Source organism: Roseateles sp. GW821-FHT09G09, from assembly GCF_059415965.1.
Genome location: NZ_JBWKOG010000003.1, coordinates 306741 through 329904 on the forward strand (window position 1 = coordinate 306741; position 23164 = coordinate 329904).

Annotated in this window: 20 protein-coding genes; 9 read left to right on the top strand and 11 right to left on the bottom strand. The window is 68.9% G+C overall.

The window, feature by feature from the left end; genetic code table 11:
• Nucleotides 1-858, bottom strand: a complete 858-nt coding sequence (locus tag AC07O8_RS09845; protein WP_495048130.1) for an energy transducer TonB — start codon at nt 856-858, stop codon at nt 1-3.
• 16 nt (nt 859-874) lie between these two features.
• On the bottom strand, nt 875-2941 hold the full coding sequence (locus tag AC07O8_RS09850) for a ribonuclease catalytic domain-containing protein (protein ID WP_495047839.1): 2067 nt from the start codon (nt 2939-2941) through the stop codon (nt 875-877).
• 123 nt (nt 2942-3064) lie between these two features.
• On the opposite strand from AC07O8_RS09850, the gene lplT reads away from it, so the two are divergent.
• Nucleotides 3065-4330, top strand: coding sequence for a lysophospholipid transporter LplT (gene lplT / locus AC07O8_RS09855; RefSeq protein WP_495047840.1), 1266 nt, complete (start codon nt 3065-3067; stop codon nt 4328-4330).
• 82 nt (nt 4331-4412) lie between these two features.
• On the opposite strand, the gene AC07O8_RS09860 is transcribed toward lplT, so the two are convergent.
• Nucleotides 4413-5681 carry a glycosyltransferase family 4 protein gene (locus tag AC07O8_RS09860; RefSeq protein ID WP_495047841.1) on the bottom strand — a complete coding sequence of 423 codons (1269 nt, stop codon included), beginning with the start codon at nt 5679-5681 and terminating at the stop codon, nt 4413-4415.
• Nucleotides 5682-5847: 166 nt separating this feature from the next.
• Between AC07O8_RS09860 and AC07O8_RS09865 the strand changes: the two genes are divergently transcribed.
• On the top strand, nt 5848-6489 hold the full coding sequence (locus tag AC07O8_RS09865; protein WP_495047842.1) for a hypothetical protein: 642 nt from the start codon (nt 5848-5850) through the stop codon (nt 6487-6489).
• 114 nt (nt 6490-6603) lie between these two features.
• Entirely contained in the window at nt 6604-7539 is a 936-nt protein-coding gene (locus AC07O8_RS09870; RefSeq protein WP_495047843.1) for an alpha/beta fold hydrolase, read from the top strand.
• Here AC07O8_RS09870 and AC07O8_RS09875 read toward each other — a convergent pair.
• The 3 genes from AC07O8_RS09875 to AC07O8_RS09885 form a co-directional block, all read right to left on the bottom strand.
• On the bottom strand, nt 7460-7804 hold the full coding sequence (locus tag AC07O8_RS09875) for a hypothetical protein (RefSeq protein WP_495047844.1): 345 nt from the start codon (nt 7802-7804) through the stop codon (nt 7460-7462). The two genes, AC07O8_RS09870 and AC07O8_RS09875, sit on opposite strands and share 80 nt — an antisense overlap.
• Nucleotides 7797-8207 carry a Panacea domain-containing protein gene (locus AC07O8_RS09880; RefSeq protein WP_495047845.1) on the bottom strand — a complete coding sequence of 137 codons (411 nt, stop codon included), beginning with the start codon at nt 8205-8207 and terminating at the stop codon, nt 7797-7799. Before AC07O8_RS09880 ends, AC07O8_RS09875 begins: the two co-directional genes overlap by 8 nt.
• Nucleotides 8208-8468: 261 nt before the next feature.
• The gene (locus tag AC07O8_RS09885; RefSeq protein WP_495047846.1) at nt 8469-10139 is read right to left on the bottom strand and encodes an aminotransferase class III-fold pyridoxal phosphate-dependent enzyme; all 1671 of its coding nucleotides are present in this window, start codon (nt 10137-10139) and stop codon (nt 8469-8471) included.
• A gap of 77 nt (nt 10140-10216) precedes the next feature.
• On the opposite strand from AC07O8_RS09885, the gene asd reads away from it, so the two are divergent.
• From asd to AC07O8_RS09900, 3 genes are all read left to right on the top strand, one after another.
• On the top strand, nt 10217-11110 hold the full coding sequence (asd, locus tag AC07O8_RS09890) for an archaetidylserine decarboxylase (protein ID WP_495047847.1): 894 nt from the start codon (nt 10217-10219) through the stop codon (nt 11108-11110).
• Nucleotides 11103-12173, top strand: a complete 1071-nt coding sequence (locus AC07O8_RS09895; RefSeq protein ID WP_495047848.1) for a transporter — start codon at nt 11103-11105, stop codon at nt 12171-12173. Before asd ends, AC07O8_RS09895 begins: the two co-directional genes overlap by 8 nt.
• 158 nt (nt 12174-12331) lie before the next feature.
• Nucleotides 12332-13339: a DUF2272 domain-containing protein gene (locus AC07O8_RS09900; protein ID WP_495047849.1), complete on the top strand. Its 1008-nt coding sequence runs from the start codon at nt 12332-12334 to the stop codon at nt 13337-13339.
• 33 nt (nt 13340-13372) lie between these two features.
• Here AC07O8_RS09900 and AC07O8_RS09905 read toward each other — a convergent pair whose 3' ends face one another.
• Nucleotides 13373-14020: a YqiA/YcfP family alpha/beta fold hydrolase gene (locus AC07O8_RS09905; RefSeq protein WP_495047850.1), complete on the bottom strand. Its 648-nt coding sequence runs from the start codon at nt 14018-14020 to the stop codon at nt 13373-13375.
• A gap of 262 nt (nt 14021-14282) precedes the next feature.
• Here AC07O8_RS09905 and AC07O8_RS09910 point away from each other — a divergent pair, with 262 nt between their 5' ends.
• Complete coding sequence (locus AC07O8_RS09910; RefSeq protein ID WP_495047851.1) at nt 14283-17033, top strand: zinc-dependent metalloprotease; 2751 nt, start codon at nt 14283-14285, stop codon at nt 17031-17033.
• A 142-nt stretch (nt 17034-17175) separates the two neighbouring features.
• On the opposite strand, the gene AC07O8_RS09915 is transcribed toward AC07O8_RS09910, so the two are convergent.
• The 4 genes from AC07O8_RS09915 to thiD form a co-directional block, all read right to left on the bottom strand.
• Nucleotides 17176-18255, bottom strand: a complete 1080-nt coding sequence (locus AC07O8_RS09915; RefSeq protein ID WP_495047852.1) for an AI-2E family transporter — start codon at nt 18253-18255, stop codon at nt 17176-17178.
• Between the two features lie 112 nt (nt 18256-18367).
• The gene (mpl, locus tag AC07O8_RS09920) at nt 18368-19732 is read right to left on the bottom strand and encodes a UDP-N-acetylmuramate:L-alanyl-gamma-D-glutamyl-meso-diaminopimelate ligase (RefSeq protein ID WP_495047853.1); all 1365 of its coding nucleotides are present in this window, start codon (nt 19730-19732) and stop codon (nt 18368-18370) included.
• Nucleotides 19733-19879: 147 nt separating this feature from the next.
• A complete protein-coding gene (gene hemL / locus AC07O8_RS09925) occupies nt 19880-21166 on the bottom strand; it encodes a glutamate-1-semialdehyde 2,1-aminomutase (protein ID WP_495047854.1) in 1287 nt (428 codons plus the stop codon).
• Nucleotides 21167-21295: 129 nt separating this feature from the next.
• Nucleotides 21296-22255 carry a bifunctional hydroxymethylpyrimidine kinase/phosphomethylpyrimidine kinase gene (gene thiD, locus AC07O8_RS09930; protein WP_297526540.1) on the bottom strand — a complete coding sequence of 320 codons (960 nt, stop codon included), beginning with the start codon at nt 22253-22255 and terminating at the stop codon, nt 21296-21298.
• A gap of 134 nt (nt 22256-22389) precedes the next feature.
• Here thiD and AC07O8_RS09935 point away from each other — a divergent pair, with 134 nt between their 5' ends.
• On the top strand, nt 22390-22581 hold the full coding sequence (locus AC07O8_RS09935; RefSeq protein ID WP_088406382.1) for a rubredoxin: 192 nt from the start codon (nt 22390-22392) through the stop codon (nt 22579-22581).
• Between the two features lie 125 nt (nt 22582-22706).
• On the top strand, nt 22707-23102 hold the full coding sequence (locus AC07O8_RS09940; RefSeq protein WP_297526543.1) for a response regulator: 396 nt from the start codon (nt 22707-22709) through the stop codon (nt 23100-23102).
• Nucleotides 23103-23164 lie beyond the last annotated feature (62 nt).

Consider the following 23164-nt stretch of genomic DNA (forward strand, 5'->3'; position numbering starts at 1 on the left):
TCAGGACGGTTGGGTGCTGAGCGTCGTTTCCACGCTCTCGTCGCGATTGAACCGGAAGCGGAAGGTCATCACGAGGACCTCCGCGCCGCGCCGCATCTCCGACGTGAACTGGCCGAACGGTCCGCTCGCCCGCACGATGGCGACGGCGCGACGGTCCAGCACCGCGTTGCCCGAGCCCTGGACGATTTCCGTGTCGACGACACGGCCGCGGTAGTCGACCTGGATGTTCATCGTGAGTTCGCCGTAGAGCTTGCGACCCTGGTAGCTGGGGAAGTCGCGCGTGCCGCGCGCCTCGATCCGGCGACGCAACTGGTCGTAATAGAGCGCATGCACGGTCTCGCGCGTCGCGGGACTGACGTAGCGCTTCTTCGGCCGCGCGTTCTCGGTGTTCACGCGCTTCTCGATCTCCGCCAGCGTCTGGACCAGCTGCCGGCGGTGCTCGGCGATCTGGCGGCCTTCGGCGGTGCTCTTCTCCCGGGCGGGATCCGGCGGCGGCAGCAAGGCCAGCTGCCGGCGCAGCACGGTCAGCAGCTGTTCCTGCGCCTGCTGCAGCTGTTGGATCTGGCTCTTCTGGAGTTCGATGCTGTCGCCGGTCTCCTCGAGCGGCGACGGCGCAAGGGGCGACGTCGCCCGCACATTGGCGGACAGTTCCCCGCCGCCGGCCAGGTTGGCCTGCGCGAGCGCCTGCGCCTTGGTCGGCGCCTCCTGCCCGCGCGCGTTGACGAGGACCACCTCGAGCGGTTCGTCCTGGAAGATCCGGTCGAACTGTTCCGGCGCCACGAGCTTCAATGTCCCCAGGCCCAGGTGCACCCCGGCCGAGGCGATCAGCGCGTAGTGCAAAAGGCTGAGCTTGGGCATCTTGAACAAGGGAGGATCAGGAAGCAGCGGGCGCGGCGGACGCGGGCGGAGCCGCCGCGCTGTCGCCGCCCTTGGCGGCGTCCGTGCCGTCGTCGTTGACGTCGATCGCCAGCGTCAGCACGCCGCTGGGTTCCTCGTCCTCGTCGGCGCCTTCGTCGACGGTGGCTGGCGCGGCTTCGGCGTCGAGGCGTTCGACCAGGTTGGCGTGCAGGTCCAGCGTCAACTCATCGAGGCCAGTGATGCGCACCTTCACGTGGGCGTTGCGCGGCAGGTTCTCGCAACCGAGCGCGCGGAACACCAGCGGCAGCTCGTCGGCGCGGACCAGGCCGTCCTTCAGGACGGACGCGGTCAGTTCGGTGATGCCCTGCTGCTGCAGATAGCGCAGCGTCCAGTAGCGCTCGATGCCGGACTGGAAGCCGTTGTAGGCGCTGTAGGCGGCGTCGAAGCCCGAGATGACCGAGAACAGCGCCGCGTCCTTCGGCTTGAACGGCGCAGCCAGCGCGGCGGTCTTGCCGTGGCGGGCGCAGGCGATGATCTGCCACTGGTTGACCAGGTCGACGTAGCGGCGCAGCGGCGAGGTCGCCCAGGTGTACTGCGCGACACCCATGCCGGCGTGCGGCGCGGGCTTGGTGCCCATGCGGACCTTGATGCCGGGGGCGAGGCTGGCCTGGCTGCGGTAGATGCCGGGCACGCCGCAGTCGGCGAGGAAGCCGCCCCAGCTCGAGTTGGCCAGGATCATCGCCTCGGCCACGATCAGGTCCAGCGCGGTGCCGCGCTTGCGCGTCGTGATGCTGACCTGCTCGGCGCCGACGGGTTCCACGCCCTCGTTGTCGAGGCGGAAGTTGTAGTCCGGGCGGTTGAAGGTCTCAGGCTTGCCGCGCACGATCTCGCGCTTGGCCTTGAGGTCCTTGGCCAGCCGGTAGGCGAAGGCCAGTTCCGGCGCGAAGTCGTAGTTGGCCGGCGCGTCGCCGGTCAGCGTCGCGTCGGTGATGACGTCGTCGAGCTTGTCGTGACGCAGGTTGGCCGCGATGGGCACGCGGTCGAGCTTCGTCTCGCGCGCGGTGATCTCCAGCGTCGCCTCGTCCATCGTCAGGTAGATGCTGACCGCGGGGCAGTCGCGGCCCTCGATCAGCGTATACGCCTGGACGACGTCGTCGGGCAGCATCGTCAGCTTCCAGCCCGGCATGTAGACGGTGGAGAAGCGTTCGCGGGCGACCTTGTCGACCGGCGAGTCCGGCTGGATCGCCAGGCCCGGCGCGGCGATGTGCACGCCGAAGATCACCGTGCCGGTGCCCAGTCCCTGGACGGACAGCGCGTCGTCGATCTCGGTCGTGGCCGAATCGTCGATCGAGAAGGCACGGACCGGGGCGAGCGGCAGCGCGTCCTTGATCTCGGGCGCGGACAGCGCGGGGAAGTTCGTGCCCTTCGGGAAATGTTCGAAGAGGAAGCGCTTCCAGTGGAACTGGTAGGGGCTGGCGATCGCGCCGGCATCCTTGAGCAGGTCCAGCGGCGCCTTGTGGCTGCGCTTGGCGGCCTCGACGACCGCCTTGTATTCCGGGCCGTTCTTGTCCGGGCGGAACAGGATCTTGTAGATCTGGTCGGCGATCGGCTCGGGGCAGCGGCCCTCGGCCAGTTCGGCGGCCCATTGCTCGATCTGCGCGGCGATCTGCTTCTTGCGTTCGATGCCGAGCAAGGCGGCCTTGACCGTCTCGGCCGGGGCCTTCTTGAACTGGCCCTTGCCCATGCGGCGGAAGTAGTGCGGCGCCTCGAACAGCCGGAACAGCGCGCCGGCCTGCTGGGCGAGCGTGGACTTGGCGTCGAAGTAGTCGCGGGCGAGGTCGGCAAAACCGAACTCGCCTTCCGGCGCGAACTCCCAGGCGAGGTCGAGGTCGATCTCCTCGGCCAGGCGCTGTCCGTCCGCGATCAGTTCGGCCGGGGAGGGCTTGTCGAACTTGAGCAGGACATGGGCGGCCTTCACTTTGACGCGCTTTCCGGATTCGAGCTCGATCTGCATCGAGGAATCGGCTTCGGACAGGATGCGGCCGGCGAGGAATTTTCCGGCGTCTTCGAACAGGGCGAACATAGGGGGCGGATTGTCGCTGATCGTGGAGGGGGTGCCGGGTGGGTGCGCGCGGGGCGCGTGTCAATTCGTTGTCAACACGCGGTCACGGCGCCGACGCAGACTCGCGGCGCACCCCCCGCGCCCATGCCCCCACGTTTCCACACCCTCATCGCCGCCCAGTTCTTTTCCGCATTGGCCGACAACGCGCTCCTGATCGTCGGCATCGCGCTGCTGCGGGAGATGGGCCAGCCCGTCTGGTGGGCGCCGCTGCTGAAGCTGTGCTTCACGCTGGCCTATGTGGGACTGGCGCCGGTGGTCGGGCTGATCGCCGACGCGTGGCCCAAGGTGGTGCTGATGACCTGCATGAACGGGTTGAAGGCGGTCGGCGTCGGCGCCATGGCGGCGGGGCTGGATCCGCTGCTCGCGTTCGGGATCGTCGGCATCGCGGCCGCCTGCTACGCGCCGGCGAAATACGGCTTGATCACGGAGATCGTGCCGCCGACGCGGCTGGTGGCGGCGAACGGGTGGATCGAGGTGTCGGTGGTCTGCTCCGTGCTGTTGGGCACGATGGTGGGCGGGCTGCTGGTCAGTCCCTGGTGGATAGCCGCTATCGGGGAACTGGGCGTCGCCCGGCCGCTGACCGCGTCGTTGTGCGCGCTGCTGGGCGTCTATGCGCTGGCCGCGGCGCTGCAGCTCCGCGTGCCGGAGAGCGGCATCGTCTATCCGAAGCCGCCGCGTCGGATGGGCGAGGTCCTGCGCGATTTCCAGATCTCGAATCGGGCCCTGTGGCGCGACCGGCAGGGCGGGCGGCTGTCGCTCTCCATGACGACGCTGTTCTGGGGCGCCGGCGCGACGCTGCAACTGGCGGTGCTGCAGTGGGCGCAGGACGTGCTGGGTTTGAGGCTCAATCAAGGCGCCTATCTGCAGGCGACGGTGGCGATCGGCGTTGTCGCGGGGGCAGGTCTTGCCGGCCGGTGGATTGCGCTGCATCACTCGCTGCGGGTGATGCCGCTGGGGCTGATGCTGGGTGCGCTGATGCTGGCAACGCCGTGGGTCACGTCGCTCGGCTGGGCCTTGCCGGCAATGGTGATGGTCGGCGCGGTCGGCGGCGCGATGGTGGTACCGATGAATGCGTTGCTGCAGCACCGCGGCGTGCAGATCCTGAGCGCGGGACGGTCGATCGCGGTGCAGGGCTTCAATGAGAACCTGAGCATCCTGCTGATGCTGGGCGCCTACGCGCTGCTGCAAGCGATGGGTGTTCCGCTGGTCTGGCTGATGAGTGGGCTGGGTGTCTTCGTCTTCGCGGGTGTCTTGGTCCTGATCGTGTGTCGACTCGGTGATTCGCGGGCGGAGGGAGCCCCGGCCGCCGGCGGAGACGGCCTCGGAGCTGACCAGGCGCGTTCTGTCTGAACGCAGTGAGCCGAAGGCGAACGAAGTGAGTTGAGCGCCGAAGCCGTCTCCGCCGGCGGCCGGGGCTCCCTCTGTCCGGTGCTCAAAGCGCGCGAGCTTCCATCCCTGCGGACAATTGCGATCCCACTCGCATGGCGACGGAGGTCCCGTCGATGGCCGAGGCGTACACGTGCTCGATGCCCTGGACGATGCCGTCCCAGTCGAGCGACTCCGCGCTCGCCCGGGCCGCCAGGCGCATGGCGCGGAGGCGAGGCAGATCATCGAGCAGCGAGAGCGCGCGCGCCTGGAAGGTGGCCGGATCGTTGAAGGGCGCAAGACCACCGTTGAGACCGTCGCGCACCAGCAGCGCCGCCGCGGCGTATTGGTAGGCCATGACGGGCAGGCCGCTGGCGAGCGCTTCAGGCGTCACGTTGCCGTAGGTCTCGGTGATGCTGGGGAAGGCGAACAGGTCACCGCTGGCGTAGCAGGCGGCCAGATCCTCGCCATGCTTCATGCCGGCGAAGACGACGTTGGTCGACGGCGGCAGGAGCTGCTGGAAATCAGCCCGTGCGGGGCCGTCCCCCACCAGCACGAGGCGCGCGCGCGGATGCCGCTGGCGGATCGCCGGCCAGAGATCGACGAGCAACTGGAGGTTCTTCTCCGCAGCGAGCCGGCCGACGTGCAGCAGCACGGGATCGCCAGGGGCTGCGCCCCAGCTTTCCCGCAGCGCATCGCTGCGATGCGAAGGGTGGAAGAGTTGGGTATCGACACCTCGAGCGATGACGCTCACGTGGCGGAAACCTTGCGCCATCAGCTCGCCGGCGAGGGCGGCGTTGGGCACCATCGTCGAGTGGCAACGATTGTGGAACTTGCGCAGGTAGGCGAGCAGCGGTCGGCGCAGCCAGCCGATGCCGTAGTGCTGGGCGTAGGCGTGGAAGTTGGTGCGGAATTCCGACACCACCGGCAGCTTGAGCTGGCGGGCGGCCTGGAGGGCCGACCAGCCCATCGGGCCTTCCGTGGCGATGTGGACGATGTCGGGGCGCTTGCTGGCCCAGAGGTTGACCAGCGTGCGCTTGGACACGACGCCCATGCGCAGGTGCGGGTAGCGGGGCACGGCCAGGCCGCGCATCAGCACCTCGTCGATCGGCGCGTCGGGCAGGGCCGGCATGCCGGCGGGCGCCTGGCGCGGGCGCAGCAGCTGCACCGCGTGATCGCGGGCCTGGAGACCCTGGACGACACAGGCGATGCTGCGCGCCACGCCGTTGACCTCGGGCGGGTAGGTCTCCGTCACGACCGCGACGCGGAAATGCCGCTGCCTTGTGGGGAGCTCGTCGACTTCGAGTTCGATCGCCGGTGTCGTCATGGCGCGCATGATGGGACGCGAACGCAACAGTTCTGTGACGGTCCCGCCCGTCATGCGCCTGACACGCCGCATCGACACAGTCGCCACGTGTCCGTCATCGATGCATCATCGTGCCATCACGGCATTGCCATCGACTGGCGTCACGCTCACCGCTCATTTCACGGACGAGGCCCCCATGAAGGATTTTCTGGCACTTCTGAATGAACAGCGTTGGGACGACCACCGCTACTACCATCATTGCCGCATCAACCAGTCGCTGCACCTGCTGAGCGCCTGCTGCTTCGTGGTCGCCTACGGGCTGCTGCTGGTGGATCCCGCCTGGTCGGCGCTGCTGGCATGGGGCGTGTCGATGACCAGCCGCCAGGCCGGCCACTTCTTCTTCGAGCCCAAAGGCTACGACCACGTCAACCAGGCGACGCACGAACACAAGGAAGAGATCAAGATCGGCTACAACCTGCGCCGCAAGGTCGTGCTGATGGCGCTGTGGGCGGCATCGCCGGTCGCGCTCTGGCTGAAGCCCGGACTGTTCGGCCTGTTCGCGCCGGCCGCCAGCTTCACCGACTACCTGCATCAGCTGGGCCTGCTGTGGTTCTGGCTGGGAGTGGGCGGGCTGGTGTTCCGCGTGCTGCAGCTGGCCGTGATCCGCGACCTGCGCACCGGCCTGGCCTGGGCGACGAAGATCATCACGGATCCCTTCCACGACATCCAGCTCTACCACCGCGCGCCGTTGCAACTGTTGCGCGGTGAGCGGCTGGATCCGGCGCTGTGGCCGCGCGGCGATGGGCACAATGCCGGCAACGGCGAGCAGGCGGCCTGATCCACCAGGGATGACGCGCGGCGCGGTCCTCCCTTCGCGGGGATCGCGCGCAGACGCGGACAGATGTGGGCAGATAGGGGAACGGGCCGGTTCGCCGGAAGAAGGAGTTCCCGCATGTCTGGAGTTGTACGGCGCCTTCGGGCGCCGATGTCGTTGGCGTCGGCCCTTTCGCGCGCGATCGCCGCGGTCGCCGCAGTCGCCGCGATGGCCGCGATCACCGTCCTGGCCGGTTGTGCCAGTCCCATGCCCAACACCGGCAACCAGCGGGTGACCGGCGGCCCGATCGTCTTCACCAAGGTGGGTCACGGCGAGCCGACGATCGTCCTGCAATCGGGGCTGGGCGACGGCCGGGATCCATGGGCGACGGTCCTGAACGAGCTGCGCGCCGACTACAGCGTCTTCGCCTACGACCGCCCCGGGTATGGGGACAGCACCGCCACGCCGCCGGTGCCGCGCAATCCCTGCGGCATCGCGACGGAGCTGCACGGGCTGCTGCAGAGCGCCGGCATCAAGCCGCCGTACGTGCTGGTCGGCCACTCGATCGGCGGGCTGTACCAGTACGCGTTCTCGCGGCTCTATCCGGATGAGGTCGCGGGCATCGTGCTCGTCGACGCGACGCATCCCTTGCACCTGCGACGCATGCAGGTCGAGGTGCCGGTGATGGCCAACATGCTGGACAACATGAGCCGTCGGGTGTTCCGGGGGATGATGCAGGCGGAGTTCCTGCAGCAGCAGGACTGCATCGACACGCTGTGGCAGAAACCGCGGCCGCAGGTGCCGGTGCGGGTGCTGACGCGCACGGTCTATTCGCCGACGGAGACGGCGAGCGGGTTCGAGACGATGGTGCACAACCTGGAACCGAACTGGCTGCCGCTGGTCGGTGGCAAGGCGCTCCAGCCGGTGGAGGGGTCGGGGCACTACATCCAGCGGGACAAGCCGGAGGTCGTCGTGAAGGCGATCGAGGAGGTCGTCAAGGAGGCGCGGGAGCGCGCTCGTCCTTCCCCGGAAACAGCCCTCGGATCACCCCCAGGAACGCCGCCAGCACGCTGACGGTGACGCCGGTGGTGACGGCGATGAGGACTTGGTCGGACCACATCTCGATGCCTGTCATTGTCTTGACGACGCCTTGCGCGGACAGCAGCAAGGACCACATGCAGAGGCAGCCTGTCGCAAGGCCATAGGCCCGGCCCGCATAGCGGCGTCGGAGTTGCCGATTTGCCTTCATGTCGGCGGTGATCTGGGCAGGCATGCCGTCGTCGTCGCCGTCGATAGGAGGCGCGGGCTCCATGTGATCGAGATCGGACTGCTCAGACACTGAACTCTCCTGACAGCGTCGGATCGTTGCGGATCATGGTGTTAGAGATGGGGCTGCTGTCTGCTCCCCTGTGCGACCAGGCCGACCCGGGAAGATGAGTCAGATCGGAGAGGGCTTGTGCGGAACAACCGCCATACATGCTGGTGATCTGGTCGATGAAGTGGTGCGCGTCCACGTGTTCGGCCGGCAGTGTCGGCGTGCACCAGTTGTCGCGGTCGTTGTCCCCGGAGAGGGCCCTGATCGTCTGGGTGATCGGTCGTGTCCCATAGGCCTTCACCTGGTGGAGGATCGAAGGCAGCATCGGACCGAATCGCCCGCGCGTGAAGGTGTCTTCGAACAACGGGCGTCCCCAGCGCTTGAGGTGATGCGCTTGCGCGAAGTACATCAGCTTCTGCAGCTTCATGGATGATAGATCTGGAATTCGGCGAGCAAGCGCTCGCTCGATGAAGGCATTGGCAATCGAAAACGCGGAATACATGTGACAGCTCCTCGTGGCACGCGCAGATGCGCATGCAAGGCGAAGCAGTCTAGGAATCACACCTTGCCAATGACAACGAGGCGTTCTGACATTCGTCAATGAATGTCGAAGCGCCCCGCTTTGTGGGGAAGCGTTGGGGGAGACGTTGGGGGAAGTGAGGAGACGCGGTGGGGGATGTCCGCGCGGTCAGTTGCGCAGCCCCAGCGTCTCCATCAGCAGCCGTCGCTTGATCGCCTTGTTGGTCGGCAGGGCCGGGTTGCTCCACCAGCCGCCGTCGCGCATCGCGCGGGCCGCGGCGACGATGCGGCGCTGGACCTCGTCGAAGTCCGCGTCGCTGAAGTCCAGGCTGAAGATCAGTCGGCCGGTGCCCACCCAGCTCAGCGCGAGGCCCTGCTCGCGCAGGAAGTACTGGAGCATCCAGTTGTAGCGCGACGGCTCGGTGTAGTAGAGCGTCCAGATCGACGACATGTTGGCCGCGCGCAGCGGCAGCCGTTCCGCCTCGAGCACCGCGTTCAGCCGCGCGCGCCGGCCATCCTGCTGCGCGTCCTGCTCATCGAGCTGGCACAGGCGCTCGGGGTCTTCCAAGGCGTCGAGGAACACCGACATCGCGCCCATCACGTACGGATGCGTGTTGAAGGTGCCGCGTGCGAAGCAGACGTCGGCGGGGCGCTCGTCGCGGAAGCGCTTCATCCACGCCGCGCGGCCGCAGACCACGCCCACCGGCAGTCCGCCGCCCAGCGTCTTGCCGTAGGTCACCAGGTCCGCCTGCACGCCGAAGTAGGCCTGTGCGCCGCCCGCGCCGAGGCGGAAGCCCATGAACACCTCGTCGAAGATCAGCGCGATGCCGCGCTCGGTGCAGACTTGGCGCAGCTCGCGCAGCCAGGCGGCGTAGGCGGCCTTGTCGTAGGAGGCGCGCCGGGAGCTGTCGACCAGCGAGCCGTCACCCGGCGCCGGCTTGTTCGGATGCAGCGCCTGCAGCGGGTTCACCAGCACGCAGGCGATGTCGCGTCGGGTGCGCAGCACCTGCAGGCTGCGTTCGTGCATGTCGCGCAGCGTGTAGGTGCGCTCGGCCGGCAGCGGATTGCCGGGGCCGGGCTGTGCCTCGTCCCACCAGCCGTGGTAGGCGCCGCAGAAGCGCACGAGGTGCGTCTTCCCCGTGTGGTACCGCGCCAGCCGCACCGCCTGCATCACCGCCTCGGTGCCGGACATGTGGAAGGACAGCTGGTCCATCCGCGCATGGGACAGGATGCGGCGCACGTTGTCCTCGACCAGCGGGTGATAGACGCCGAGCACCGGCCCCAGCGCGTCGACGCGGGCCGCGCCCTCGGCGATGCAGCGCTGATAGAAGGCGTAGCCGAACAGGTTCACGCCGTAGCTGCCCGCCAGGTCGATGAAGCGCTCGCCGTCGAGGTCGGTCAGCCAGTGACCGTCGCTGGCGACCATCACCGGCCCCAGCGGCAGCTCGCGCTGCACCAGCGGACTGAACGATGGGGGCACCCGGTAGCTGCTGGTGAACTGGAGATCCGGCAGCGACGGCTTCATCGACTGCGTCGCGGCGATGCTGCGCGCGTGGCGCGTCTTCAGCGTGCGCGACAGCGCGGCGAAGCTGGACCGGCGTGCCGCGACGATGTCGGCCGGCGCGTCGTCCGCGTTGAAGAAGTGCGCGTCGTCGAAGCGCTGCGTCGGCATCAGGCGCGCCAGCCGGACCGCCATCCGCGAGTGGCCCGCCAGCGACGGGTGCTTGGCGCGGGAGAGCTGCAGGCGGCGCCAGCCGGTCGGCGCGTAGTAGAGCGCCAACAGCCCGGCCGCGGCCGCGGCCACGGGCAAGAGGTCAAAGGTGAAGAACGTCGTCGACATGGGCATGGGCCTCCGGAGCCTCGTTCAGCTGTCACACAGCGTTGGCAAATTACCGGGGTGTATCCGACGGAATTGACATGTCAATGAAACTGGCCCGCTGGCGCGACCGTCTGACCCAGCAAGAGTCCCTCAACTTCCTGCTCACCAACCGGGTTCCCCGCCTGGCGCTGACCCGCTTCATGGGCTGGTACGCCGGGATCGACAGCCCCGCGCTGACGCGTTTCAGCGTCGCCGTCTGGCGGATGTTCACCGACCTCGACCTGAGCGAGGCGGAGCCGCCCGCGCACGGCTACCGGTCGCTGCGCGACGTGTTCACGCGCCGCCTGAAGCCGGGACGGCGGCCGGTCGACCCGGCGCCGGGGACCATCGTCAGCCCCTGCGACGCCATCGTCGGGGCGCACGGCCCGGTCACGCGGGGAATGGCGCTCCAGGCCAAGGGCATGGACTACCGCATCGCCGACCTGTTCGGCGACGCCACGCGGGCCGCGCCCTACCTCAACGGCAGCTATGTGACGCTGCGGCTGACCTCGGCGATGTACCACCGCTTCCACGCGCCGGCCGACTTGCGCCTGCGGCGCGTCACGCACATCGCCGGCGACACCTGGAACGTCAATCCGATCGCGCTCAAGCGGGTGGAGCGCCTGTTCTGCCGCAACGTCCGTGCCGCCGTCGAGTGCACGCTGCCCGACGGCACCCCGATCGCGCTGGTACCCGTGGCGGCCATCCTGGTCGCGAGCCTGCGCCTGCATGCGTTGGACCTGACGCTGCGCCCGGACCATCCCGGCCCGCATCGATTCGACGTCGACCATGCGCACGTGCGGGGCGAGGAGATGGGCTGGTTCGAGCAGGGCTCGACGATCATCGTGTTCCTCCCGCCGGGCGTGAACCTCTCGGCGGGCTTGCAGGTCGGGCAGCGGGTCCGCATGGGGGAGGCCATCGCACGTCTACCATCCGCGGATGGCGATGAATGACACGACGCAACTGCCGGCGGGACCGGCCGGCCCGTTGGCTGGCGCATTGGCCGGCGCGTTCGCCGGCCCCTACGGCGGCGACGAGCACGGCCTGATCTGCGGGTTCTGGATCCATCCGGACCGGCCCACCGAGGCGTTGCCGACGCTCGCCCAGGCGCAGGCCCGGCTCTCGCAGCCCGACGGCGGCTATCTGTGGCTGCACCTGAACCTGTCGCATGCCGGCGCGCTGCCCTGGCTGCGCCGCAACGCCGCGCTGGCCGAGAGCTTCGACGAGGCGCAGCAGCAGGGCTCGCGCTCGTCGCGCATCGAGCGCGTCGGCGAACACCTGTTCGCCGTGCTCAACGACGTGACCTTCGATTTCGCGTTCGACGTGGGCGATGTCTCCACGCTGTGGATGCAGGTCAGCGAGCACCTGGTGCTGAGCGTGCGGCGTGCGCCGCTGCGTTCGGTCGACCGCCTGAGGATGGCGATCAAGCGCGGCGACCGGCCGAGGTCCAGCGTCGCGCTGCTGGACCACCTGCTGCGCGACCAGGCCGACGAGCTCCAGCGCATCGTGCGTCAGGCTACCGAACGGGTCGACGACATCGAGGACGCGCTGCTGGCCGGGCGCCACGCGGGCCATGGGTCGGAAGTCGCCGCGCTGCGGCGGTTGATGGTGCGGCTGCAGCGGCTGCTCGCGCCGGAGCCCAGCGCGCTGCTGCGCATGCTGTCGAACCCGCCGGAGTGGGTGGCGGAGCGGGACAAGCAGCAGCTCCAGCAGGCGAGCGAGGAATTCGCGCTGGTGCTGCGCGATATCCAGGCGCTCCAGGAACGCATCCGGGCGGTGCAGGACGAGACCTCGGCGCGCGTGGCGCAGGAAAACAACCAGACCCTGTACGTGCTGACGATGGTCACCGTGCTGGCGTTGCCGATCAACCTGATCAGCGGCCTGTTCGGCATGAACGTCGGCGGGCTGCCCTTGCTGGAGCATCCGCATGGGTTCTGGGTCGTCGTCGGCTTGATCGTCCTGCTCACCGGGCTGGTGACGCTGCTCCTGCTGAGGGCGACCGGGCGCAGGAAGTAGCCTCCGAAGGTTGGGATCGCGGGATCGTGCGGCCGCGGGGCCCGGCGAACCGACGCCGCTCGGCGATAGCCGCGTGGAATGCCCGCCCTGTGGATTGGCATGGGTGGCGGAACGGGGCGCTTCCACAATGCGCGCGACCTCATGTCCCCTCCGCGCCGATGACCTTCCGACCGTTTTGCTTCCTTGTCCGCGCCGTGCTGGCCTTGACGCCGATGCTGATCCCCGCGCTGGCGGGGGCGCAGTCGTGCGAGGCGCCAGGTCCTTCGCCCGAGATCGCCGCGCGCATCGCGTCAGCGGCAATGCAGGAATATCAGCGCTTCAACGGCCATCGCATCGATGCGCACGGGCGCCTGTGGAAATTCGGCTCGGTGGAGACGGAGACCGAGCCGCTGCGCGCCGCCGACGGCGACGCCGCGCCGCCCGCCGACCGTTATGCGTGGCGACGGGTCTGGCAGTACTGGCAGACCTTGGAGCAGCACCGGCCCGGCATCCTCGGCCTGCGTGACTTCAAGTGGGCGCCCGGCCTCCTGGACGATCCGCATTCGGCCGACACGAGTCGCGTCGAAGCGCTCGGTCCGCTGCTCGCCGCCGTGCCGGCCGATGCGCCGCAGGCGGAACAGATGCGCGAGGCGCTCGTGCGCGCCGCGATCGCCGACTCGCCGTGGTCGGGCGCCTTCATCTCGTTCGTGATGCACCAGGCGGGGCTGGGCGACCAGGCCTTCCACTTCTCCGGCGCGCATGCCGTCTACATCGGCGGCGCGCTGCGCGACACGCCCGGCTATGCCTTCCGCGCCTGCGACATCCGGCGCACCGCGCCGCGCGTCGGCGATCTGATCTGCTACTCCCGCGGCAAGCCCGAACTCGACACCTTCGCAGATTGGATGGCCCTGGCCGATCGCATCGACACCCGCACCAAATCGCATTGCGACGTCGTGGTGTCGGTCGACCGCCAGTCGTTGAAGATCGAATCGATCGGCGGCAACGTGCTGCAGGCCGTCACGCGCCGCCAGTTGATGGTCAACGAGGCCGGCCTGCTGTCCCACCGCCACTACGCGAGCGCACCGATGAACCGACCGCGCCCCGGCACCCCGTGCGCCGAGGACGCCACCTGCGAGAAATCCGATCTCAACCAGCAGCGCTGGGGCGTGCTGCTGCAGCTGCGCTGACGACGCGCCGGCCAGATGGTGCGACCGCGCGCGTCAGAGTTCGAGGAACGCGGTCAGCTCGTCCAGGTAGTCGTCGAAGTCGGCCAGGCCGTGGTCGCTGCCTTCGAGCAGCTTGATCCGGCAGGGCGCGTAGCGCGCGTGCATCTCGCGCCAGTCGAGCACCTCGTCGCCCTTGGCGATGACCGCCAGCATCCGTTCCGGATGCGCGAGCGCGCCGACGTCCAGCGCGACGAGTTCGTCGACGAACTCGGGCCGGAAGAAGAAGTGCTCCTCCGGGTTCTGCCAGCAGGTCTGCTCGCCGATGTAGTCCGCGAGATCGCGGGCCGGATCCACCGCCGGATTCAGCAGCACGGTCCGCGCACCGGTGCGCTGCGCCACCCAGGTCGCATAGAAACCGCCGAGCGAACTGCCCATCACCGCCATCGTGTCGCGCGGCCAATCGCGGACCAGCGCGTCGACGAGCGCCATCGCCTCGCGTGGCGACGGCGGCAACTGCGGGCAGACGAACGCCAGGTCCGGACGCTGTTCCGCCGTCCAGCACGCCATCCGCAAGGCCTTGGCCGAACGTGGCGACGAGCGGAAGCCGTGCAGGTAGAGGAGGTGGGTGCGACGGGCGGCCGCAGGCGCGATCGGTGCGCGCGGCGTGGCCGCCACGGGTGGGGAGGGCGTCTGGGAACTCATGGCGGCTCAGTGTAGGCCGCCCCTTCCGCCCCCTCCGCGCGTGACCGGGTCACTTCCGGCACGGGTGGCGGACGCCGGTGTGGGCGATCATCGCCACATGCGCGGTTCGCAAGGGTCGCGCGCTCGTTAGTGCGCATTGACGCGCGGGCCCCGGCCCCGCACATTGCCCGCTTCACCGGGGCCATGCGGCGACACGACCGCCACGCCTGCTTTCTCAACACGGTCCGGCCAATTGCGGACGGACCCACGACCACATCGATCCATGATCCACAGGGACACGATCCAGCTCACGGCCATCGCCGCCGCGGCGCTGCTGCTCACCGCCTGCGCCACGACCGGCCCGACCGGCGCCTCCACCTCCGCGCCCACGGCGCAGGCCGCTCCCGCGCCGGCCGGCGCCGCCTCCGGCGCGCCGGGCCAACCGGGCGCGTCTTCGCCGATGACGGCGCCGCGTCCCGCCGCCGATCCGACGGCGCCCAAGCCCTTCGCCGAGGTCAGCCGCGACGCCAAGCGCGACGACGGCCTCTTCCCCATCCTGCGCAAGGACGAGAAGGTCTGGCTCGAGATCCCGCGCGCGATGTTGAACAAGCCGTTCCTGTTCACCATCAACATCACCAGTTCCATCGGCGAACGCGGCTTCTACGCCAGCCAGATGGGCCCGGAGATCCTGGCCGAGTGGCGCCGTGTCGGCAACTCGATCCAGCTGGTCGCGCTGAACACGGCGTTCCGCGCCGAGGGCGGCGGCAAGCGCGCCGGCGAGGAGGCGTTCTCGCCCAGCCTGCTGGCCGCCGGCCCGGTCGCCAGCGCCGACCACCCCGAGCGCAAGGCCTTCCTGGTCGACGCCGGCCTGCTGCTGAGCGACATCCCCGGCATGTCCACGCGACTGGAGATGGCCTACCGGCTGCCCTACAACGTCGATCGCGGCAACTCGTTCTTCGAGATGACCCGCGCCGACGCGCAGCTCACGACGCTGAACGCCAAGGTCCACTACTTCACGCCGCGCATCCCGGCGCCGCCGCTGGTGGCCCCGCCCGTGCCGGTGCCGACGCCGCCGCAGGCGCTGCCGGATCCGCGCTCGATGTTCATGGGCTTCGTCTACAACTTCCGCGCGCTGCCGGAAGAGAAGATGGCCTCGCGCCGCGCCGACGGCCGCCTGGGTCACTTCACCGAGTCCTTCACCGACCTGAGCGACGACGCCAAGCCCAATCCGCGCGTCCACTACATCGCGCGCTGGCGCCTGGAGAAGAAGGACCCGGCCGCGGCGCTGTCCGAGCCGGTGCAGCCGATCACCTACTGGATGGACAGGAACATCCCGCCGAAGTACCGCCCGGCGGTCGAGGCCGGCATCCTGGAATGGAACAAGGCCTTCGAGAAGATCGGCTTCAAGAACGCGGTCGTGGCCAAGCAGCAGCCCGATGATGCGGACTGGGACAACATGGACGCGTCGCACGCGTCGATCCGCTGGTTCGTCGGTTCGGACGTGGGGTTCGCGATCGGCCCGAGCCATCTGGACCCGCGCACCGGCGAGATCCTGGACGCCGACATCGGCATGAGCGATGTGTTCGCCCGCGGCGGCCGCGCCTTCATCGCGGAAGACGCGCCGCGCGGCATGGCCGGCGGTCAGGTGTCGACGCTGGCGGAAGAGGCGCAGGCACTGGCCGCGCTGAACCAGGGCTGGCGCGAAGGTCGCAACGCGACCTACTGCACCTACGCGCACGACGCGGCGGCCGAGATGGACTTCGCGCTGGACGTGCTCGAGGCCCGCGGCGACATCGCGCCGGACAGCCCCGAGGCCGACGCCTTCATCCAGGCGCGGATCAAGGACGTGATCATGCACGAGGTGGGTCACACGCTCGGCCTGAAGCACAACTTCAAGGCCTCGACGCAGGTGACGCAGTCGCAGCTGAAGGACAAGGCCTGGACCGACGCCAACGGCCTGTCGGCCTCGGTGATGGACTACAACGCCTACAACATCCCGCTCGAGGGCGAAGCGCCCACCACCTACAACAACACGACGCTGGGCGCGTACGACTACTGGGCCATCGAGTACGCCTACAAGCAGGTGCCCAAGGAACAGGAAGAGGCCGAGCTCAAGCGCGTCGCCGCGCAGAACACGCTGCCGGGCCACGCCTACGCCGACGACACCGACGCCGGCGGCTTCGGCCCGTTCGACGGCATGGATCCGACGATCAACCGCTTCGACCTCGGCGACGACCCGATGGCTTACTTCCGCAAGCGCCTGAAGCTGACGCAGGAGCTGTGGACGCGCGTGCAGAACCGGACGCCGGAAGCCGGCGACGATCCGCTGCGCCAGCGCCGTCAGCTGGCCGGCGGTTTCAACCAGCTGGCGCGCGCGTCGGACCTGGTGGGCAAGTACGTCGGCGGCATGTACACGCACCGGGACGTGCCGGGCGCCTCGGTCGCCGCGATGCGGCCGGTCGATCCCGCCAAGCAGCGCGAGGCGCTGCGCTTCCTGGCGCAGGGCATCTTCAGCGCCGACAGCTTCCGCTTCAAGCCGGAGTTCCTGACCTCGATCACGACCGACTATGTCGAGTTCAACCGCGCGGGCTTCGTGAACATCCCGGCGGCGGTGGCGCGGGTGCAGCTGGGCTCGCTGGACCGCCTGCTGCAGGCGCAGACGGCGATCCGCCTGATGGAGCTGCCGGCCTACGTGCCGGTGTCGCAGCGCAAGGGCCTGATCACGATCGGCGAGGTCTACGGCACGCTGCAGGCGTCGATCTGGAGCGAGCTGAAGACCGGCGCGGAGATCGATCCGCTGCGCCGCAACCTGCAGCGCGAGTACCTGCGCCGCATCCAGGCCAACCTGACGAAGAGCGGTGCGGCCTCGGGCCAGTTCGCCGATGCCTACGCGGTGCTGCGCCTGCACGCCGTGCAGCTGCAGAGCGACCTGCGCGCCGCGCAGGGCAAGGGCTCGATCGAGACCCGCGCGCATCTGGCGGAGAGCCTGGACTTCCTCAGCAGCGTGCTGAAGGCGACCATGACCCGCACCTGATCGCGGGGCTGATCGAAGGCGCGGTCCCCGGACCGCGCTTCATCAAGGCAAAGGCCGGCGAAAGCCGGCCTTTTCCGTTGTCGTTGGTACGTTCCCGTTGGTCCGTTGGTCCGTTGGTCCGTTGGCGCGGGAGGCTTGCCCGTCAGTGGTTGTCCCCGACCGGATACCGCCGCTCCGCCGCGACGATGTCCCAGACCGCGATGAACATCGCGGCGATCAACGGGCCGATGACGAAGCCGTTGATGCCGAACACCGCCATCCCGCCCAGCGTCGACAGCAGCACGACATAGTCCGGCATCTTGGTGTCCTTGCCCACGAGCAGCGGCCGCAGCAGGTTGTCGACCAGGCCGATCACGACGGTGCCGAAGACGATCAGGCCGATGCCCGAGCCGACATGCCCCGCCGACAGCAGGTAGATCGCCACCGGCGCCCACACCAGCGCCGCGCCGACCGCGGGCAGCAGCGACAGGAAGGCCATCAGCACGGCCCACAGGACCGGCGCATGGATGCCCAGCACCCAGAACGCCAAACCGCCCAGCGCGCCCTGGATCGCCGCGACGGCGATGTTGCCCTTGACCGTGGCCCGGATCACCGTCCGGAACTTCTCGCCCAGCTGGCGCTTGTAGGAGTCCTGCAGCGGCAGCGCGTCGCGGATTCGCGTCGAGAGCTGTTCGCCGTCGCGCAGCAGGAAGTACAGCAGGTAGAGCATCACGAAGAAGCTCACCAGGAAGTCGAAGGTGTCCTGCCCGAAGCCCAGCGCCTTGGTCGCGATGAACTGGCTGCCCTGGTTCAGCGCGCTGCCGAGCTTCTCCTGCAGGTTGGCCAGGTCGTGCAGGCCCAGCCGCTCCAGCACGTCGCTCAGCCACGACGGCAGCGCCGCGTAGATCTGCGCCACATAGGTGTTGAAGTTGAACTGGCCGGACTTGACCATCTCGAAGACGACCGCCGCCTCGCGCACCAGCGCGCCCATCACGTAGGTCAGCGGCAGCACGACCAGCAGCAGGATCACCAGGATCGTCAGCCCCGCCGACAGGCCGGGCCGTTTCGTCTTGCGCAGCAGCCTGCGATACAGCGGCTGGAACACGATGGCCAGCGCCACCCCCCAAAGGATCGCGCTCATCATCGGCCAGACGATCCAGCCGAACGCCACGGTCGCCAGCGCCAGCAGGCACAGGAAGGATCGGTTCTGCAGCGCAGGCACCAGCTTGCCAGGACCACTCATCGTGAAGTCGCTCCTCAGGGATCTTGCAGGGACAGGGTTTCGCAGCCAGGGCACGCGGCGTGCCATGCCGTCGTCGGGCATGAGGGGGATGCGGCGGCGCAGGATCGCCGGTTTACTTCAGCGCGTCCAGCAGCTTTTCGTGGATGCCGCCGAATCCGCCGTTGCTCATGCACAGCACATGATCGCCGGGCTTGGCGGCCCGCCGGACCATCTGCACCAGGGCGTCGACATCCGCGCCCACCAGGCCCTGCTCGCCCAACGGCGCCAGCGCCTCGCGCGCGTCCCAGGTCAGCCCGTCCTGGTTGCAGAAGCTCAGGTCGGCTTCCTCGAGCGCCCAAGGCAGCAGCGCCTTCATGGTGCCCAGCTTCATCGTGTTGGAGCGCGGCTCGAAGACCGCCAGGATGCGTTCCTGCGGCGCGATCCGGCGGCGCAGGCCGTCGATGGTCGTGTGGATCGCCGTCGGGTGGTGGGCGAAGTCGTCGTAGACCTTGATGCCGCGCGACTCGCCGCGCAGCTCCAGTCGACGGCGCACGTTCTTGAACTCGCCCAGCGCCTGGGCCGCCTGCTCCGGATCGACGCCGACGTGCTCCGCCGCCGCGATCGCCGCCAGCGCGTTGAGCTGGTTGTGCTCGCCGAGCAGCTCCCAGTTGACGTGACCGACCTTCAGGCTGCCGCGCAGCACGTCGAAGGACTGCGGCTCGCCGCGCGCGCGCAGCGCGCCGGGTTCTTCCTTGCGGGCGCCGAAGCGCTGCACCTCGCTCCAGCAACCGCGCGACAGCACGCGCTGCAGCGCCTCCTCCCGCGCATTGACGACCAGGCGTCCCGACGCCGGCACCGTCCGCACGAGATGGTGGAACTGGGTCTCGATCGCGGCCAGGTCCGGGAAGATGTCGGCGTGGTCGTGCTCGAGGTTGTTCAGGATCGCCGTGCGCGGCCGGTAGTGGACGAACTTGCTGCGCTTGTCGAAGAAGGCGGTGTCGTATTCGTCGGCCTCGATGACGAAGAAACGGCCCCCGCCCAGGCGCGCCGACACGCCGAAGTTCTGGGGCACGCCGCCGATCAGGAAGCCGGGCGCGAGGCCGGCCGATTCCAGGATCCAGGTCAGCATCGAGGTCGTGGAGGTCTTGCCGTGCGTGCCGGCGACCGCCATCACATGCCTGCCCTGGAGCACGTGTTCCGCCAGCCACTGCGGGCCGCTGGTGTACGGCAGGCCGGCGTCGAGGATCGCCTCCATCAGCGGGAAGCGGCCTTCGGACGAGCGCGTCACCACGTTGCCGATCACGAACAGGTCAGGCTTCAGCGCCAGCTGCTCCGCGCCGAAACCCTGGATCAACTCGATGCCCAGGGCCTCCAGCTGCGTCGACATCGGCGGATAGACATTGGCATCGCAGCCGGTCACCGTGTGGCCGGCTTCGCGCGCCAGCGCCGCCAGGCCGCCCATGAAGGTGCCGCAGATGCCAAGGATGTGGATATGCATGTCTGTCTCTCAGCTGCTGTACCAAGCGGTAAGCAAGCGTAATGCCTGTCGCGGATTGAAAAGATCGCGACAGGGCTGGCCCGGTGTTTGCCCGGGACAGGCTTTCCCGAACCGGCAACCGGGCCGCCCGCCCGAGGTGCCGTTGCCTCAGCGCAGGGCTGCGCGGGCGGCCTCCAGCGTGGCGTCGATGTCCGCGTCGGTGTGCGCGGCGGACACGAAGCCGGCCTCGTACAGCGCCGGCGCCAGGTACACGCCGGCGTCCAGCATCCCGTGGAAGAAGCGGTTGAAGCGCTCCTTGTCCGTCGTCATGACGGTCGTGTAATTCTGCGGCAGCGCCGGCATCAGGAAAAAGCCGAACATGCCGCCTTCGCTGTCGGCGCTGAAGGGCACGCCGTTCTCGGCTGCCACCGTCTTCAGGCCGTCGACCAGGCGGCGCGTGCGCGCCGACAGGGCGTCGAAGAAGCCGGGTTTCCTGATCTCGCGCAGGGTGGCCAGGCCGCAGGCCGTGGCCACCGGGTTGCCCGACAGCGTGCCCGCCTGGTAGACGCCGCCCAGCGGCGCGAGGTGGCGCATGATCTCGCGGCTCGCGCCGAAGGCCGCCAGCGGCATGCCGCCGCCGATGACCTTGCCGAACACGCTGATGTCCGGGGCGAAGCCGGGGATCAGGTCCGCGTACACGCCCTGCGCGCTGCGCAGGCCGACGCGGAAACCGGTCATCACCTCGTCCAGCACCAGCAGCGCGCCGTGCTCGCGGCACAGCTCGCGCATCCGGGTCATGAAGGGCACGCTGGCGCGCACGAAGTTCATGTTGCCGGCGATCGGCTCGACGATCACGCAGGCCAGCTCGCGGCCGTGCAGGGCGAAGGCCTCTTCCAGCTGGGCGACGTTGTTGTACTCCAGCACGATGGTGTGCTGCGCCGTCGCCTCGGGCACGCCGGCCGAGGTCGGATGGCCGAAGGTCGCCAGGCCCGAGCCCGCCTTCACCAGCAGCGCATCGGTGTGGCCGTGGTAGCAGCCCTCGAACTTGATGAACTTGTTGCGCTGCGTCGCGCCGCGCGCGAGTCGGATGGCGCTCATCGTCGCCTCGGTGCCGGAGCTCACCAGCCGGACCTGCTCGCAACTCGGCACCAGCGCGAGGATCTCCTCGGCCAGCTCGACCTCGCGCTCGGTCGGGGCGCCGAAGGAGAAGCCTTCCAGCACGGCCTTCTGGACCGCCTCGACCACGGCGGGGTGGCCGTGGCCCAGGATCATCGGGCCCCAGGAGCCGATGTAGTCGATGTAGCGCTTGCCGTCGGCGTCGACGATGTGGGCGCCTTCACCCCGCGTGATGAAACGCGGCGTGCCACCGACCGCGCGGAAGGCGCGCACCGGCGAATTGACGCCACCGGGAATGACGCGCTGGGCGCGGGCGAACAGGGTCTCGTTCTGGCTCATGGGGGGAATCCGGTGCTGCCGGCTGCGCGGGGAGCTCAAGGCCTGTGCGGCAGGCGCGGCAGGCGCGGCAGGTGGTGGCAGGCGACTGCCGGAAAGGACGAGGGCGCCGCGCGGGCGCCCTCGGCGGTCTCAATGGATGCGGCGCGGGCCTCGGCTGGGCGGCTCGTCGATCGGCATCTCGTCGGTGGCAGGCACGGCCTCGGCGCCTTCCTCGCCCTCCTCGCCGGGCGGCAGCGCCCAGAAGAAGCGGTCCGGCACCACGTTGCCCATGCCGGGCCGGAACCCCGCCTCCAGCGACTGGTCGAGGAAGGCGAGGGCCTCGCCCACCGCGTCGTGCGGCTCAGAGCCGACCGACAGCAGCGCGGCCAGCGCCGCCGAGAGCGTGTCGCCCGAGCCGACGAAGCTGGCCTCGAAGCGCTCGAACTTCTCCCCGGTGATCGCGCCCTGGGAATTCGCCAGCACGTTGTCGATGTACTGGTTGGGGAGCTGGATGCCGGTCACCAGCACGTTCGCGGCGCCATGTTGCTGCGCGGCCACGGCCAGCTCGCGCGGCGAGGCCGGACGGTCCGCGTCCCAGTCGGGCAGCAGGCAGTCGCTCAGCGTCTTCTGGTTGCCGACCAGCACCAGCGTCTGCGGCAGCACCAGCTCGCGGAACGCGTCGAGGTAGCTCTGCTGCTGTTCCTCGTCCAGCCAGGAGATGCTGGGCAGGTAGGCCACCAGCGGCACGTCGGGGTAGTCGGACAGGACCTCGGCGACCGAGGAGACGCCCTCGGCGCTGCCCAGGAAGCCGACCTTCCAGGCGGCGACCGGCACGTCCTCGAGGATGGAGCGGGCCTGCTCGACGATGCAGTCGCCGTCCAGGGTCTGGTGGTCGAAGACCTCGGCGGTGTCGCGCATGACGATGGCGGTGACGACCGGCAACGCGTGCGCGCCCATGGCGGCGATGGTGGCGACGTCGCCGGCGCTGCCGCCCGCGCCGCTGGGGTCGGACGCGTTGAAGCTCATCACGCAGGCGGGGGGCGGCGAGTCCTGGTCATCGATCGCGGCGGCGTCCTGGGGATCTGGTTGGTGCGGGTCTGGGCGGCTCATGAATGGTTCGGCGAGAAGCCGTGAACTGGTGCGCATAACGTGAAGAAGCACCGCAACCGACTGTTGTTTCATCGGTACTTCCGCCCCCTGGGTCAGACCGGGGGCATGGCTACAATCTTTCGATCATTGTAGTGATGCAAAGTCAACCCATCGTGAGCGAAGCAAGGACCTGGATGTGCCTGATCTGCGGCTGGATGTACGACGAGGCCGTGGGCGACCCTGAACACGGCATCGCCGCCGGCACCCGTTGGGAAGATGTCGACATGAACTGGACCTGCCCCGAGTGCGGCGCCCGCAAGGAAGACTTCGAAATGGTCCAGATCTGACCCTCGCATCGACCTTTCGGCCAGGCGCCGGTCCTCGATCATCCGGCGGTCCCTCCAGCGCTCGACGCCTGTCGCGAGCCTGAAATCTCTCTGACAACCATTGTCTGAACAATACGGAGAAGAGCTTGGATTCCAGCGCAAGCCCCCGCACGGCGACCAAGGTGCTCGTCATCGACGACAGCAACACGATCCGCCGCAGCGCCGAGATCTTCCTGAAGCAAGGCGGCCATGAGGTCGTCCTGGCGGAGGACGGTTTCGACGCGCTGGCCAAGCTGAGCGACTACCAGCCCGACCTCGTGTTCTGCGACATCCTGATGCCGCGCCTGGACGGTTACCAGACCTGCGCGATCATCAAGCGCAACCCGCAGTTCGCCTCGGTGCCCGTGATCATGCTGTCGTCCAAGGACGGCCTGTTCGACAAGGCCCGCGGCCGGATGGTCGGCTCGCAGGACTACCTGACCAAGCCCTTCACGAAGGACCAGCTGCTGCAAGCGGTCCGACAGCATTGCCAGACGGGCTGACCGACTCGACGGACAGCCCGCTTCCAACGACCTCATCCACGACATCCAACGACGCTCACGCC

Bases quoted from the DNA above. Each gene is read 5' to 3' on its own strand.
- AC07O8_RS09885 (WP_495047846.1), bottom strand. From the start codon at position 10,139: ATGTCGACGACGTTCTTCACCTTTGACCTCTTGCCCGTGGCCGCGGCC.
- AC07O8_RS09915 (WP_495047852.1), bottom strand. From the start codon at position 18,255: ATGAGTGGTCCTGGCAAGCTGGTGCCTGCGCTGCAGAACCGATCCTTC.
- AC07O8_RS09860 (WP_495047841.1), bottom strand. From the start codon at position 5,681: ATGCGCGCCATGACGACACCGGCGATCGAACTCGAAGTCGACGAGCTC.
- AC07O8_RS09845 (WP_495048130.1), bottom strand. From the start codon at position 858: ATGCCCAAGCTCAGCCTTTTGCACTACGCGCTGATCGCCTCGGCCGGG.
- asd (WP_495047847.1), top strand. From the start codon at position 10,217: ATGTCAATGAAACTGGCCCGCTGGCGCGACCGTCTGACCCAGCAAGAG.
- mpl (WP_495047853.1), bottom strand. From the start codon at position 19,732: ATGCATATCCACATCCTTGGCATCTGCGGCACCTTCATGGGCGGCCTG.
- AC07O8_RS09895 (WP_495047848.1), top strand. From the start codon at position 11,103: ATGAATGACACGACGCAACTGCCGGCGGGACCGGCCGGCCCGTTGGCT.
- AC07O8_RS09880 (WP_495047845.1), bottom strand. From the start codon at position 8,207: ATGAAGCTGCAGAAGCTGATGTACTTCGCGCAAGCGCATCACCTCAAG.
- thiD (WP_297526540.1), bottom strand. From the start codon at position 22,255: ATGAGCCGCCCAGACCCGCACCAACCAGATCCCCAGGACGCCGCCGCG.
- AC07O8_RS09865 (WP_495047842.1), top strand. From the start codon at position 5,848: ATGAAGGATTTTCTGGCACTTCTGAATGAACAGCGTTGGGACGACCAC.
- AC07O8_RS09870 (WP_495047843.1), top strand. From the start codon at position 6,604: ATGTCTGGAGTTGTACGGCGCCTTCGGGCGCCGATGTCGTTGGCGTCG.
- hemL (WP_495047854.1), bottom strand. From the start codon at position 21,166: ATGAGCCAGAACGAGACCCTGTTCGCCCGCGCCCAGCGCGTCATTCCC.
- AC07O8_RS09910 (WP_495047851.1), top strand. From the start codon at position 14,283: ATGATCCACAGGGACACGATCCAGCTCACGGCCATCGCCGCCGCGGCG.
- AC07O8_RS09905 (WP_495047850.1), bottom strand. From the start codon at position 14,020: ATGAGTTCCCAGACGCCCTCCCCACCCGTGGCGGCCACGCCGCGCGCA.
- AC07O8_RS09935 (WP_088406382.1), top strand. From the start codon at position 22,390: ATGCAAAGTCAACCCATCGTGAGCGAAGCAAGGACCTGGATGTGCCTG.
- AC07O8_RS09900 (WP_495047849.1), top strand. From the start codon at position 12,332: ATGACCTTCCGACCGTTTTGCTTCCTTGTCCGCGCCGTGCTGGCCTTG.
- AC07O8_RS09850 (WP_495047839.1), bottom strand. From the start codon at position 2,941: ATGTTCGCCCTGTTCGAAGACGCCGGAAAATTCCTCGCCGGCCGCATC.
- lplT (WP_495047840.1), top strand. From the start codon at position 3,065: ATGCCCCCACGTTTCCACACCCTCATCGCCGCCCAGTTCTTTTCCGCA.